The sequence below is a fragment of the Fannyhessea sp. C0108B2 genome, from assembly GCF_056583915.1.
Window position 1 is genome coordinate 62,197 of the sequence record NZ_JBWPJQ010000004.1, and the last position, 14,608, is coordinate 76,804.

Annotated in this window: 9 protein-coding genes and 1 tRNA gene; 2 read left to right on the forward strand and 8 right to left on the reverse strand. The window is 43.7% G+C overall.

What is annotated here, in order from left to right; genetic code table 11:
- Positions 1 to 40: 40 nt before the first annotated feature.
- From AC1DBT_RS03065 to AC1DBT_RS03075, 3 genes are all read right to left on the reverse strand, one after another.
- Complete coding sequence (locus AC1DBT_RS03065) at positions 41 to 160, reverse strand: IS1/IS1595 family N-terminal zinc-binding domain-containing protein (RefSeq protein WP_480018526.1); 120 nt, start codon at positions 158 to 160, stop codon at positions 41 to 43.
- Positions 161 to 436: 276 nt separating this feature from the next.
- Positions 437 to 1,543 (reverse strand): hypothetical protein, encoded by a 1,107-nt coding sequence (locus AC1DBT_RS03070; protein WP_480018527.1) that lies wholly within the window; start codon positions 1,541 to 1,543, stop codon positions 437 to 439.
- Positions 1,544 to 1,979: 436 nt separating this feature from the next.
- A tRNA-Met gene (locus AC1DBT_RS03075) sits at positions 1,980 to 2,056 on the reverse strand.
- Between the two features lie 464 nt (positions 2,057 to 2,520).
- On the opposite strand from AC1DBT_RS03075, the gene AC1DBT_RS03080 reads away from it, so the two are divergent.
- Positions 2,521 to 3,309 carry a gamma-glutamyl-gamma-aminobutyrate hydrolase family protein gene (locus tag AC1DBT_RS03080; protein WP_480018528.1) on the forward strand — a complete coding sequence of 263 codons (789 nt, stop codon included), beginning with the start codon at positions 2,521 to 2,523 and terminating at the stop codon, positions 3,307 to 3,309.
- Between the two features lie 212 nt (positions 3,310 to 3,521).
- Here the strand turns inward: AC1DBT_RS03080 and AC1DBT_RS03085 are convergent, their stop codons facing one another.
- The 3 genes from AC1DBT_RS03085 to AC1DBT_RS03095 all read right to left on the reverse strand — a co-directional run bounded on the left by AC1DBT_RS03085 (position 3,522) and on the right by AC1DBT_RS03095 (position 8,131).
- Entirely contained in the window at positions 3,522 to 5,081 is a 1,560-nt protein-coding gene (locus AC1DBT_RS03085) for an aminotransferase class I/II-fold pyridoxal phosphate-dependent enzyme (RefSeq protein ID WP_480018529.1), read from the reverse strand.
- A 239-nt stretch (positions 5,082 to 5,320) separates the two neighbouring features.
- Complete coding sequence (locus tag AC1DBT_RS03090; protein ID WP_480018530.1) at positions 5,321 to 6,532, reverse strand: FprA family A-type flavoprotein; 1,212 nt, start codon at positions 6,530 to 6,532, stop codon at positions 5,321 to 5,323.
- A gap of 153 nt (positions 6,533 to 6,685) precedes the next feature.
- Positions 6,686 to 8,131, reverse strand: a complete 1,446-nt coding sequence (locus AC1DBT_RS03095; protein WP_480018531.1) for a branched-chain amino acid transport system II carrier protein — start codon at positions 8,129 to 8,131, stop codon at positions 6,686 to 6,688.
- Between the two features lie 298 nt (positions 8,132 to 8,429).
- Between AC1DBT_RS03095 and AC1DBT_RS03100 the strand changes: the two genes are divergently transcribed.
- Positions 8,430 to 9,926 carry an exonuclease/endonuclease/phosphatase family protein gene (locus AC1DBT_RS03100; RefSeq protein ID WP_480018532.1) on the forward strand — a complete coding sequence of 499 codons (1,497 nt, stop codon included), beginning with the start codon at positions 8,430 to 8,432 and terminating at the stop codon, positions 9,924 to 9,926.
- 190 nt (positions 9,927 to 10,116) lie between these two features.
- Here the strand turns inward: AC1DBT_RS03100 and AC1DBT_RS03105 are convergent, their stop codons facing one another.
- Together AC1DBT_RS03105 and tsaD are read right to left on the reverse strand one after the other, a co-directional pair.
- Positions 10,117 to 12,060, reverse strand: coding sequence for an NAD(+) synthase (locus AC1DBT_RS03105; protein WP_480018533.1), 1,944 nt, complete (start codon positions 12,058 to 12,060; stop codon positions 10,117 to 10,119).
- 1 nt (position 12,061) lies between these two features.
- Positions 12,062 to 14,605 carry a tRNA (adenosine(37)-N6)-threonylcarbamoyltransferase complex transferase subunit TsaD gene (gene tsaD / locus AC1DBT_RS03110; protein ID WP_480018534.1) on the reverse strand — a complete coding sequence of 848 codons (2,544 nt, stop codon included), beginning with the start codon at positions 14,603 to 14,605 and terminating at the stop codon, positions 12,062 to 12,064.
- Positions 14,606 to 14,608: the final 3 nt, after the last annotated feature.

Below are 14,608 nucleotides of genomic sequence, written 5' to 3' on the forward strand. Positions count from 1 at the left end.
AAGGATCGCTGTGATATTGTTCGACTATATCACAGCGTTTCTATATGTATTCTAATTGCGAACTTCCACACTCAAGACACCTATACCGCTGCTCGCCAGCATTTGTCTTGCCATTTTTGACCATCTTGCTACTACAAACAGAACAAATATTGGCACGCATAATCCACCACCTAAAACTAATAATTTTTTCTCTAATTTAGATGGTTTTACATGCTTATATGCTATTATTTTTACAACAAACACAGAATTAAAATAAGTCTTAATGGAAAGACAATTACGGAACACCGTGCTATGATTGCACAGAATATCTAAAAAATTGTCCTAAGCCCCTTTTGTCCTATAACTCTATAGAAATGAAAAACTGTTATAACAAAAATCCTCCCCATTGCTGAGGAGGATTTTCTTTAACTATGCTTTACGAAAATCGTAATTGAAATTAGTGACGCATACGCTTTCCGAATGCAATGGAAGTTCCACCAAGTGCTACACCAAACATAGGAAGAAGTGCTGCAAAGAAATCACCGGTCTTAGGAGTTTTCTCTGCTTGAGCCTTAGTCTCTTCTTTATCCTCAGAAGTCTGGTCAGTAGCAGCATCACCTGGGTTAACAGGAGCAGGTGTTTGGTCAGGAGCAGGAGTTTGGTCAGGAGCAGGTGTTGGGTTAGGAGCAGGCGTTGGGTTAGGAGCAGGATTAGGCTTGGAATCTTCTGCAGCCTTAAGCAAAGCACGAGCACCTTCAACTGTCTTTGCCTTACGGATTTGCTTAGCAGCAAAGGTAAATCCTTCTTTTTCAGCTTTTTGAGCTAAGGTCTCGATAGCAGATTTCTCTGCTTCTTTAAGCAAATTCTTTGCACCGTCAAGAGTTTTAGCCTTACGGATTTGCTTTGCAGCAAAGCTCAAACCTTCGCTTTCTGCTTTCTTAGCTAAAAGCTCGATAGAAGCGTCAAATGCGGCTTTAGTTTGAGCATTTACTTGATCTAAAACAAGTTGTGCAGGATCGAGACCATAGTTGTAAAAACTGTTAGTAGAGTCAAGTCTCAAAGCGAGGTCATCGGGATCCTCAGTAACATACATAGGATTGGAGCCTTCTTCATCGAGCTTTTCTTCCATTTCCTGAGCAGCTTTCACATTAGTGTCAACAGCAGATTTCTCTGCTTCTTTAAGCAAATTGGTTGCAGCTTCAACAGTTTTAGCTTTACGGATTTGCGTTGCGGCAAAGGAGAGACCCTTATTTTCAGCTTTTCGAGCTAAGATCTCGGCAGCAGGCAATTTGGGGACATCATTTGGAGTAACAAGTGGATCATTCTTATCTAATCCATATGTCGTATTGAGCGTAGCTTGGTCAGCATCTGGATGAAGTACAGAAGCATCATAACCAATAACCTGTTTAGCTATCTCACTAAAGGACTTTTTTGGAGCTGGAGTTTGATCAGCAAACGCCATTGCAGGAGCTGCACCCAAACTAGAAACTACCATAAGTGCAGATAAACCAGCACTTATAGCCAACTTAGACTTACTTTGTGGAACTGCTTTCATATGCTTCATAAGGCACCTCTTTTAACGTAAAGCATGTACATTTGTTCGATTTGAAACACACTACAATCTGCATGTGCTTTAGACGCGTATACCGCCTACTAATCGAATTTTCATTTAGAGTACCCCCTCCCCGCAAGATTTGTCAAGCTTATCTCTAATAGAAGTCTCATATTTTGTGTACGTTTTGTGTACTGTTCTATGTGTGCTACAGAACACGCAAAAAAGCACAGCTTATAGAGTTTACTAAGGTTTTTGGATTTATTTTGAAGCTATTTTGTTACCTAAGTTTGGTTATTACATCTTGGTATTCGTTTGTCTATAACATCTAATTCTTACGTTTGGCTATTTCTTTCTTGAGACCTATTTTCTTGGGCTATAGGACACATGCCCTTTGTGGTAACACGAGCTATAAAAAAACCACCCATACGGGTGGTTAAAAATCAATTGGTCGCGGGGGCTGGACTTGAACCAACGACCTCCGGGTTATGAGCCCGGCGAGCTACCAAACTGCTCCACCCCGCACTGTGATGTGCTGAAAGCCTGCAAAAACAAAGCTTGGCTTCAAGCGCAAGGAATAAATATACGTATTTTGCTTTTGTATGTCAACCAGAAGACCGTAAACTTAAGCTTCATCATAGAACACCTACAATTACACATCTCGTATGCCTCCATCTAGCCAAAGCTCACATACGCCCGTTTACAGCCTATATATTAAATTTACGGGTATATAGACGCAAAAGCCTCTATTCGTCTGTTTACGGAAATTCTGAAGGATCTGTAGTCTATTTGCAAACGCTGCAATTCATGGCATAGGCACAACCAAGCTACAGCCTATGTCCTATACAGCTTCAAACAGCTTTAACACCTAACGTTTGAAAGCTCTATATCAATTGTATTTCTAAATAACAAATTTTTTATGACGACAGATTTTCGTTTATATACTTATGAGTCATGAAGTTTAATCGTATGACAAGAAAGTATTCACCATGCAACATAACAATGACTTAGAACGCCTGAGTATTGCCTCAAAAAATCACACACGTATGCCTCGTATAGGAATTACTACCAGAAACCTTTGTACAACAGATGAATACGCAGCGCTGAGCGTTTATATTCGTGCAATTAGCGCATGTGGGGCAGCGCCTATGCTTTTACCAGTAACAAGCGATGCTGCTGTGATAGATGCATATCTTGAAGCCGTTGACGCTATACTCATTACAGGCGGCGACGATGTTAATCCTGCACTTTATCATGAAGAAGCGCTTGCACAAACCCAACTTCCCCACGACGACCTTGATACCTACGAAACTTTACTTATTTCTAAAGCAGTTGAACTTGATACGTGCGTATTTGGAATTTGTCGCGGTATTCAGATTATGAACTGCGTGTTTGGAGGAACACTGTATCAGGATATCCCCACGCAATTGCCTGACGCTCATACGCACACTATGCGTCCGCCTTATTTTAAGCCGTGGCACACCGTATCAATTGTACAAACCACTCCTTTGGCAAAGCTTTGGGAAGAGCATATCTTGCTTACGCATAACCATGTTGGTGTAAATAGTAGGCACCATCAGGCACTTAAGGATTTAGGTACAGGCTTTGTTCCTATGGCGTTTTCTGATGATAATCTTATCGAAGCGGTGTATATGCCTGATAAAACCTTTGTTCAGGCTGTTCAGTGGCACCCTGAACTTATGTGCTTTGAGTATCCAGAACATATGCAGCTTATCCAGAACTTTGTAAACGCAGCGCGAGATCATATGGACGCATAGGCGCTTGAGCGCGCGAGCGACAAGGCTGTAGGCGCGCGTATAGGCGCGTAAGTATGTAGGCATATAGGCGTGTAGACGCGCATGCAGACGCATAAACTCAAACTAACCAACAAAACCGGGCAAAAGACCCGGTTTTTGTTAAGCAGTACATTTACACGCATTATGGTTAGTACGTGCGTTATTTGAGCTTAGACGCGCTTACAGCGATATATTTATTGATGATACGAAGTTAAAAAGTTGGCAATTTTGCCAAGAGCGTCGGAAAGCGTTTGCAAGCGCGGTAAATACACAATTCTAAAATAGCCCGGCGTTTCCCAGTTAAAGCCCCTACCATGCACTATAAGTACATGCTTCTCGCGCAAGAGGTCAAGGGCAAATTGTTCATCATCGTGAATATTGAACTTTTTCTTATCGAGGTGAGCAAACATATAAAACGCGGCATCGGGTTTTACTACCGAAACACCTTCCATATTGCAAAGAGCGTTATATGTAAATTCACGCTGTTCGTAAACACGTCCACCTGGGGCAATATAATTTTCTACACTTTGATATCCACCCAAAGCTGTTTGAACAATAGACTGGGCTGGAACGTTTGAACACAAGCGCATGTTGGAAAGCATGTTAATGCCCATAATGTAGTCGCGTGCGATTGATTTATTTCCCGATAGCGTCATCCATCCAATGCGATATCCTGCAATCATGTGCGATTTTGAAAGACCGCTAAACGTAACACAGAACAAATCGGGCGCAAGCGACGCAATTGAAATATGCTTTTTATTGTCCATAACAAGTCGGTCATAAATTTCATCAGAGAAGATCATCAAATTGAACTCACGCGCAAGTTCAACAATATCTTCAAGTACTTCGCGTGAATACAGAACGCCTGTAGGATTATTGGGGTTGATAATAACAATAGCCTTGGTACGAGGCGTAATTTTAGAACGCATATCGTTAATATCAGGATACCAATGAGCCTGTTCATCGCACAGATAATGAACTGCGGTACCCCCAGCAAGCGTTGCACATGCCGTCCACAATGGATAATCGGGACTAGGAACCAAAATTTCGTCGCCGGTGTCCAATAATGCCTGCATGGAAAGATTAATAAGCTCGGATACACCATTACCTGTGTAAATGTCTTCCATCGAAACGTTAGGAATGCCACGGAGCTGATCGTATTGCATGATGGCTTTGCGCGCAGAAAAAAGTCCACGACTATCAGAGTAGCCTTCGCAATCGGTTAATTGCTGACGCATATCGTAAATGACCTCATCAGGCGCCCTAAATCCAAACGGCGCAGGGTTTCCAATATTAAGCTTAAGCACATGAACACCGCTTGCTTCCATACGATATGCTTCATCTACCACAGGGCCGCGCACATCATACAAAACGTTATCAAGCTTGGACGATTTCTTAAAGCTGCGACAAGCCTTTTTAGATTTGAGCGTATGAGTGGAAGTGGCAACGACATGGGAATGCTCTACATGAGAGCTACTCTGTGCCTGGTGCAAGCTATCTTGCATGTTGGAAGCTTTGGATGAATGCGCGCTTAGAAGATCATCGGCAGTACAGTTAAGCAATTGAGCAAGCGTTTGAACCATATCATAGCGAGGAAGCGACTTGCCACTTACATACTGGCTCAGCTGACTTTTACCAAGCTTAACTCCCCTTTGACGTGCGCGCTCAATGAGATCGATTTGGCGAAGACCTGCTTGTTTCATAAAATGTACCAGTTGTTGTGTAAATATTGGTGTAACAACAGATGTGTTCATGGTAGTGCTCCCCTCATAGGTGCAACGCAGCACCTTACTTACAAGGCTCTAAGGTGTCGTACAACCTTTGTGCAGAGGCAACGAGCATTAAGCATTAAGCTTACACAACAGCGCATCATACAACGCCATACAAAAACCCTGAGATCAAATTGAACTCAGGGTCTATTGTACTACAAAGTTCATTTTATAATCACCTAAAATGAACTTTTATTGAACTTATATGCATCATGCACCAAAGGCTAGGCGCGCTCATTAACAGCTAATACAAGCGCATCGGAAAGTTTCTCCAGCTCAGTGAGGGTATCTTCTTTGGGCGCAGAATGAATCGTTACGCGCGGTTCTAAAATCGTGATGTTTTTAAGACTTTCAAGCTCCTTAGCCATCAATGAGCCTGACAAAGGACCCCAGGTACCATTTTCGATAAGACCAACACAGCGATTGCGCAAATTATGCGTTTTGATATCGTGTAGCAAAAAATGCATGCGATCAAAAACCCCTAAATTATACGTTGCTGCGGCAAATACCCATGTAGAATACTCAAAAGCACGGGAAAGCATTTCGGATAAATCGGTTTTTGACACATCAAACACACGGACGTTTCTTATACCTTTTTCTGAAAGCTTTACCGACAGAATGTCCGCCGCATTTTCGGTTCCGCTATACACAGAACCATAAAATATAGCAACTGAATTGGTTTCGGGTGTATAGGTAGACCATTTTTCATAACGATCAATAAGCATATTAAAATTTTGTCTCCACACAAAGCCGTGCAAAGGACAAATATATGAAATATCTAAACGAGAGGCCTTCTTTAACAGCGCATGTGTTTGTGGACCGTATTTCCCCACAATATTGGTGTAGTACCTGCGCGTTTCATCTGACCAATCCTTTTCCCAGTTTACTTCATCGGCAAAAAGACTACCGTGCATAGCGCCATATGCGCCAAACGCATCGGCAGCAAAAAGAACATGATCAGTTGTGTCATAGGTTACCATTACTTCTGGCCAATGAACCATAGGAGCCATGATGAAACGCAAAACGTGCTTGCCAAGCGACAAGGTGTCGTTCTCTTTAACCACAACCGCTCGACTTTGAACGTCAAAATCGTAAAACTGTTCCATCATGCGAAACGCTTTTTGCGTGGCAACAATTTTCATATCAGGAAATTTTTCGGCCAAGTATGGAATAGCTGCACAGTGATCGGGCTCCATATGGTCAACTACCATATAATCAAGGGGTCTACCGTTTAATACGTGATCAAGATTGTCATGAAACTGATGCTCTACCGCTGCATCAATGCCGTCCATAAGACAAGTTTTATTGTCCATAATAACGTAATTGTTATACGACATTCCCGCAGGTACACGATAGGTGTTTTCAAAAAGTTCAAGACGACGATCTTGCGCACCTGTCCACCAAATATCATCTACCACTTTACGCACGTTATACATACGTATCCTCCCTTATACCACCTGCGCAACAAGAGGCGACGCAGAATGGTGTGAGTTGAATAAGACAAGATATCAGTGCGCTTAAAAACCCTCTCCAGCTTTTAACCGCATTGCATACAGCAATTATATAACCATACAAGCAAGTTTTAGAAATTACTGTGCTGTACGCCGCATAAAGGCGCGTACGCGCTGGAACACATATGTACAGATAAATGCCAGTAAAGTGATAAGGGTCCATTCAAGATGTAAATCGGCGAGTGGCACAAAATCAAATGGAAGCGAAATATGTGCAAAACAGGTATCACGAATCACAACTAAACCTGTTTCCAAGATACAAACCAAGCAAGCAATTTGATAGGGTAACCATGTGTCTGCAGGTAGTATAGGGTTTTTTCGTTTGGCATGCGATGTGATTAAGGCCATAGCGATAATACAAACCGCCAGTGGATACATAATGTTCAAAATATGAACGGAATAACTTAAAATAGTAGATAATCCAACATTTGCAAGGACAAATGACACCAAGAAAACCGCACGTAAAGCACATTTAAAGCGAGGGCCTTCGCTTGCTTGAGCAAAATATTCGCCTGCTGCGCACGACAAAGTCATACACACGTTTAAGCATGCAATGGTAAAGATGGCAGCGACAATCCAAGAACCCCATGAGCCAAATTGAAATGCTGCTGCATAGGCAATAATTGAAGCACCTTGATCGAGGTGTTGCGTGAGACCCGACATACACATACCAACGAACGCAAAACCAGCATACACACACATCATAAAAATGCCTGCAATACAGCCCGATTTTATAACTTGGCTAACCACATCTTCTTGCTTGGTAATACCTTGCTGTTTAATGTAGGGAATTAAAATTGATCCAAAAATAAACGCCCCAAACACATCCATGGTTTGATATCCGCAAATAAATCCTTGTGAAAAAGCATATAAGGACTTAGAAAAACTATCTTGCTGAGAAAGAACCGTAGATGTTTGAGAAAAAGCCGAGAACGAATTAATTGTTTGTAGCGGCGTGCTTGGCCGCTGAAAAAAGAACGAGCCAATAAGCATCACGATCAAAACGAGCAAGCACGGACCAGATATTTTTCCCATAATATTTGTTAAACTACCCGGATGAACTGCACAACTATAGGCAATAGTAAAGAATAACGAGGAAAACAGTATCAACATGATACTTTGAACTAACATATCGAGATGAGTGACGGCAAATTCTGTTTGACCAAAGAGCGAACAAACGCTTATACATATCGACGAAAGAGGAGCAGAGAGCCCCGACATCAATGGAGCGGTCATTTCGTATGCACATGCAGCCGTACGCGGAACAATCATGCAAGGACCAAGCATTAAAAACACCAACAGGGTAAAGATTTTGCTAAACAGCGGTGAAATATGTTTTGAAATGGTAGCAGGTGATCCTACCAAACATAAGGCAATAAGTGCCAACAGTGGTAATCCAACTCCCGAAATAAAAAATCCAGCAAGCACCCACAAGATGTCACGGCCAGCATGCGCGCCAATATAGGGTGCAAGAATAAGATTTCCAGCACCAAAATACATTGCAAACAAAGCGGTTGCAATCACAAAAGTTCTTTGTACATTACGAATTGAAAAGTTCAAATTTCTGCCCTACTCTTACGTACGAATTAATTTTACGTGCTTACCGCAAAGATGATTTAGATGCAAACACGGTAAGTATTGAGCATAAACGCTTGCATGAAATCGGCTGCGCGGGTATAAACATGAGCTAAAGTGCGCTACAATGATGTGAAAGTAATTGTATCCTAAAACTGATCATTTATAATTGTTTTTACATCGCTACAACAAATGCGCTCATCTCTAAACGCGCACATCTCTGTGTTCTGAACTTAAAGGAGCAGGTATGCAAGATCAAACGCACGATCCAAACGGTTTAGATCCGCACGCGAAGAAAAATGATGCGGAAATATTAAATGAAAAGACACCAGATACGCTGGATGCTCACAATAGCGAAGCACCAGATCAGGCACCAGATTCGCTGGATAATCAAGACAGCAATCTTGAGCGTGCAACCTCAAACGCTGCAGATTTAGATTCCATAGAGTTGCAAGACAGCGCAACAGACGCAGCAGGCAAAAGCGAAGAAGCTGCAGGCGCGCAGGATTCAGAAGCTTCACCGGCCATTTTGCATAAGAGTGTTTTCAAGAATCTTGCTGAACAAACAAAAGAAAAGACGCACCACAGGCGACATAAAGTTTTTTCGGCCGTTAAAGCATTTTTGTGCCTTGTAGTGCTTGTTATTGTCCTTGCGGCGCTTGCATTTGTTGGATATGCCGCCTATCTTGAAAGTCACTATTCGCGCATAGCCGATAATAAAATGCTTAAAATTGAAAGTCCACACGCTGAAATAGAAGGTGGTCAGCCTCAACAAGTGTCCTACGGAACTACCTATACGCTTACTACGTATAACGTAGGTTTTGGTGCATATACGCCCGATTATACCTTCTTTATGGATAAAGGCGTTATGAAGGATGGCACACCTAAACAAGGTGTGCACGGAAAGGCAGTAAGTCTAGAAAGCGTAGAAGCTGCAACTCAAGGATCAATTGCAACGATTGCTCAAGCAGCCAATGGCTCCGCGCCCGACTTTATGTTCTTTCAAGAGATCGATACCGATTCTGATAGAAGTTATCACGTTAACCAAGTAAAAGCCGTTAAAGATACGTTTTCTACCTACGAGTCGAGTTTTGCGTCTAATTTCCATTCGGGCTTTCTTGCCTACCCCTTACACGATATGCACGGAAAAGTTAATTCGGGAATTCTTACCTTATCGCGCGTTAACATGATAAATTCCATTCGCAGAAGCTATCCTGTTACCACTGATTTCCCTGATAAATACTTTGATTTAGACAGATGTTTTCAAATTACACGCTATACGCTTCCCGATAAACATTCACTGGTGCTCATCAATTCGCATATGTCGGCCTACGATAAGGGCGGAAAATTTAGAGCAGCGCAGCTTAAGATGCTTACCGACACACTTGTCAGCGAGTATGCAAAGGGTAATTATGTGATTGCAGGCGGTGATTGGAATCACGCGCTGTGTGATTCTTTGGAGCTTTATCCAAGCGAGCAAGGTATTCCCGATTGGGTGAAGCCACTTAACGCAAGCGACCTTCCACAAGGTTTTACCTGCGTTGCGGCGGATAATTTATCGGAAGTTCCAACATGTAGAGGCGATGATATTGCCTACGAAAAAGGTGTAACGTATACCACAACCGTAGACGGTTTTATTGTTTCAAATAATGTTGAAGCACAAGCGCACAATATAGATACGGGATTTGCAACCAGTGACCATAATCCGGTTCTGTTAACGTTTAAGCTCAAAGCTGCTGCGTAAGCTAGGACAAAGGTGCTTAGATTACCTTAGAAGCACTCCATGAGTACGTTAGTTAATGCGTATACAAGAAGCGCCCAAGCACAAAGCTTGAGCGCTTCTTTGTTTTGTATGAAAAGTTTTACACACCTGTGTGTATCGCTTGGCGCGTGAGTTAAACATGTATTCTAACTTGTTGTACGTCTTTTAGACACTATTCAAAAGACTGCAGGTCGCGCAGCCAATCGGTACAAAGTGCATCAGAAGGCATTCTAAAGTCGCCGCGCGGAGAAAGGGCGCACGATCCAACTTTGGGTCCATCGGGTAAACAGCTACGCTTAAACTGTTGACTAAAGAATCTGCGATAAAACGTTTTAAGCCACATAAGGATCGTTTTTTTATCGTAGCTATCTGCAAAAGCTACCTGCGCCAAGCGAAAGACTTTTGAAGGCCTAAAACCGCGTCTTAAGACTTGATACAAGAAAAAGTCATGAAGCTCATACGGGCCAACTAAATCCTCGGTCTTCTGCGCGATGGTACCATCATCGTGCGCAGGTAAAAGCTCGGGCGACACCGGCGTAGCCAAAATATCAAGTAATACATCTTGCAAATCCTGCGATTCATCAAAAGACGTAGAACAGCTATGGACAACGTGCGCAACTACGTGACGAACAAGTGTTTTGGGAACGCCAACATTAACAGCATACATCGACATGTGGTCACCGTTGTAGGTTGCCCAACCAAGCGCAAGCTCGGACAGATCACCTGTACCAATTACCAGCGCACCTTCCTGATTGGCAATGTCCATAAGAATCTGCGTGCGTTCGCGCGCCTGAGAATTTTCGTACACAACATCTTTATCGTGAACATCGTGGGCAATATCTTCAAAATGCTGTAAAACAGCTGCAGAAATAGGAATTTCTTTGAGCGTTGCATGAAGGACATCGGCTAAAACAGCCGCATTACCATGAGTTCTTTCGGTAGTACCAAAGCCTGGCATGGTAACCGCTATAATACCTGCGCGATCAAGCCCGATCATATCAAAAGCACGTGCACATACCAGAAGCGCAAGCGTTGAATCAAGACCACCCGATACGCCAAGCACGACAGTTTTTGTATGTGTATGTAAAAGCCGCTTGGCAAGGCCGTGAGCCTGAATAGAAAGTACATCTTCGGCACGAGCGGAGAGCTCGGCCGTTTGAGCAGGTACAAAGGGATGCGGATCAATAAAACGTGTAAGCGTACAGGAGCGCACCTGCAGCTCAAATGAGGTGGTCACATACGTTTTTATGGCGGCAATAGTGCTGGTAAACGTAGACGTATGACGACGTTCCTGATCAAGCATGTCTACATCTATCTCGGTAGAAACACCTGCATGTGAAAATGGCTTACTTTCGGCCAAGAGCGTGCCGTTTTCGGCAATTAGATTATGCGAAGAAAACACCAAATCTTGAGTTGACTCCGTCCACCCAGCACAGGCATATACATATCCTGCTATCAAATGAGCGCTTTGATTGGTAACTAAATTACGACGATATGCGCACTTGCCAATTTGTGCATCTGATGCGGACAAATTGCAGATAATCGTTGCACCAGCTAAAGCATGAGCAATAGAGGGCGGACAAGGTGTCCAAAGATCTTCGCAAATTTCTACAGCAACCACCAGCTGAGGTACAGAACTGCAGGTAAATAGTTGATTCATACCAAAAGGAACATGAGAAAACGATGCAAAATTGATATACACTACCTCGTGCTCACCCGGTGTGAAATGGCGCAGCTCGTAAAACTCGTTATAGGTTGGAAGCGCGTGTTTTGGCACAATACCCAAAAGACGCCCATGATGAAAAGCAATTGCACAGTTATAAAGGTTAGATCTCACCGAAACAGGTGCACCCACTACGATAAGGGCATCAAGGTTAGCGCAGGCTTGTATTAAGCGTTCTACGCCTTGTTGAGCCTCGGTGATAAGTTGTGCTTGCCAGAACAAGTCTTCGCAGGTATATCCTGTTATACTTAGCTCAGGCAACACAATAAGGCGTGCCTCATCGTCGCGGTAAGCACTTAAAATTTCTTCATAGCATGCTGCAACATTTTCTGAAACACACCCCACCTGAACATGCGGCGAGCGTGTAGCAACCTTTATAAAACCGTCTTTCATACTAATGTGAGGCTCCTTTACCTGTGCCGTGAGGAAAACGTTTAGGAGGCCAGTTAGGCGATACACAAGGCTGTGCCAAACAAGACCAATCACCAAACTTAGAATTAGGATTTGCGTCTAGTGAAAAGTCGGCAAAGATGCCTGCGCGCCAATTCCTCAGTGCAACCAGGGCAATCATGGCGCCGTTATCACCGCAAACAACCATCGGTGGAACAGTTACACGTATGCCTTTTTTGGTAAACGCCTCGATATAAGCATCGCGCAGCTCTTTATTAGCAGCAACTCCGCCGCCCACGCAAAAATCACGCGCACCCGTTTGTTTAAGTGCTTCGTAAGCTTTTGCAACTTGAACATCTATGATAGCCGCCTCAAACGAAGCTGCAAGATCGGGTAAATTGATAGGTCTACCTGCTTGATTTTCGTGCTCAATGTAGGTAATAACCGAAGTTTTTAAGCCCGAAAGCGAAAAACTATAGTCGTGCGAATGAAGCATTGCTCGCGGAAAATGAATTGCTCGCTTATTGCCTTTAGCAGCGAGTTTAGAAATGATAGGACCACCTGGATAGCCTAAGCCCAAAGCTTTTGAAACCTTGTCAAAAGCCTCTCCTACTGCGTCGTCGATCGTTGCTCCTAAAATTTCGTAGACGCCCCATGCTTTAACATGAACAAGCAGCGTATTTCCACCCGACACCAACGATGCAATAAACGGCGGCTTAAGATCGTTTGTTTCGTACAGATTTGCAAGCATATGCCCTTCGAGGTGGTTTACTGCGATAAGTTTAAGATGAGCACCCGCTGCCAAGCCTTTTGCAAAAGCGACACCAACAACCAGCGCACCAACAAGACCAGGTCCTGCCGTTACTCCTACAGCTGAAAGATCCTGCGGAACCAAGGTATCAAGACCGAGCTTTTCACCAGCTTGTTGCATAACTTCTTCAAATACACCAACAATAGCTTCTACATGCTTACGCGAAGCAATTTCGGGCACAACACCACCAAAACGTGAATGAAAATCAAGCGAAGTTGCAACTACATTCGCAAGTACTTCACCATGGGAATCAATGATAGCAAGACCTGTTTCATCGCAGGAAGATTCAATAGCTAAGATAAGATCACCAGCATGCTTAAGCGCGTCTAGGCCTGCTTGCGAGCGCGTAGCAGCACATATGGGCCATGGGCGCACAGAAGCGGCAGGACGTGCCTGCTCTTTTTTATGAAGAAGCGTAGTATCAAGAGGCAAAGCTGCACGAAGCACAAGTGCATCGTGACCTTTACCGTAATAATCTTTTCGCGTCGCAATGCGTGTAAATCCAAGTTTGTTATACAGTGCACAAGCAGGTGCATTATCTGCTTCTACCTCAAGCGAAACCGACGTACAACCATACATTTGGCCGTCGTAGGCTACACGCTCAAGCAGACGCTCGCCAATATGGTTTTGCCTGCGCGCTTTAGCAACGGCAATATCGCTGATCTGAAACTCGTCACCCGATAGAACTGCTCCTGCAAATCCAATAATATCTGCTTCGTCATGAGCAACCCACCACGAACGATTGGGTTGGCTTAACTCATCTGCAAACATCTGCTCGGTCCAGGGCGTATGATGTGTTTGATCATGACAAGCTTTTTCGAGCGCACAAACACTTTGTACATCGTTTACCGACATAGGACGCAACTGACAATGAAGTCCTGCTAGTTCATCGTTTACACCTGTTGTTTGTACCTGAGCAGGCTCTTTCATGCCAAGCCTTTGACGCTCGTGCTCTTCGGCATCGGAAAGACGTGTGTACACAGGAAGCACCAAAGCAGGATCTCCGCTTTTAAGCTGGTTGTGAGCAAGCGCATAGACATAGGCTTGTATAAGACCGCTTCCGCTTGGATGCCACAAAGACTCATCCGCAATACGAGTAAGACCTGCACCTTTAAAGAGGTCTAAGTACTTAGTAAATGCATCTCCCGAGAATAGAAGTTCATCTTTATCAGCACGCGCGCAAAATTCTTGGACGGCAACATCGGCTTTTACAACGCGTTCAAGCGCAAACGTGCGCAAAGCTCCTTCTTCGGTGAGATCATAAATTCCGGGGTAAACTTCTTTTCTCATAGCATCGGCTACCACAGCAACGCGACCTCTTACCCCTTTAAGCCACATATTCCATGCAACACTATCAAGCGTCGATACACCGTACAATTTTTTGCTCATGCCGCAAGAAAGACCCTTTGCGGTAGCAATACCAATTCTTACGCCTGTAAATGAGCCAGGGCCTCGTCCAACTATAACTGCGTCAACATCATCAAGCGACGTATGCGCGCTATCCAAGCAGCCAAGCATGGTATTAATAAGCTCTACATTTGCACGACGACGGCATAGGTGGTCTTGCGCGTGAACATCAACTACCTTAAAAGAAGCGTTCTTCGGAAGGAAGCTTTCCTTTTCTGCATCAAGTTGAGTGGATGAATCCAAAACAACACGCGCAGTTGCGCAGGCAAGCATATCGGTAGACGTGTCAAATGCAACTACATGGCACGATTTTTGAGTAGCAAAATTCATAGA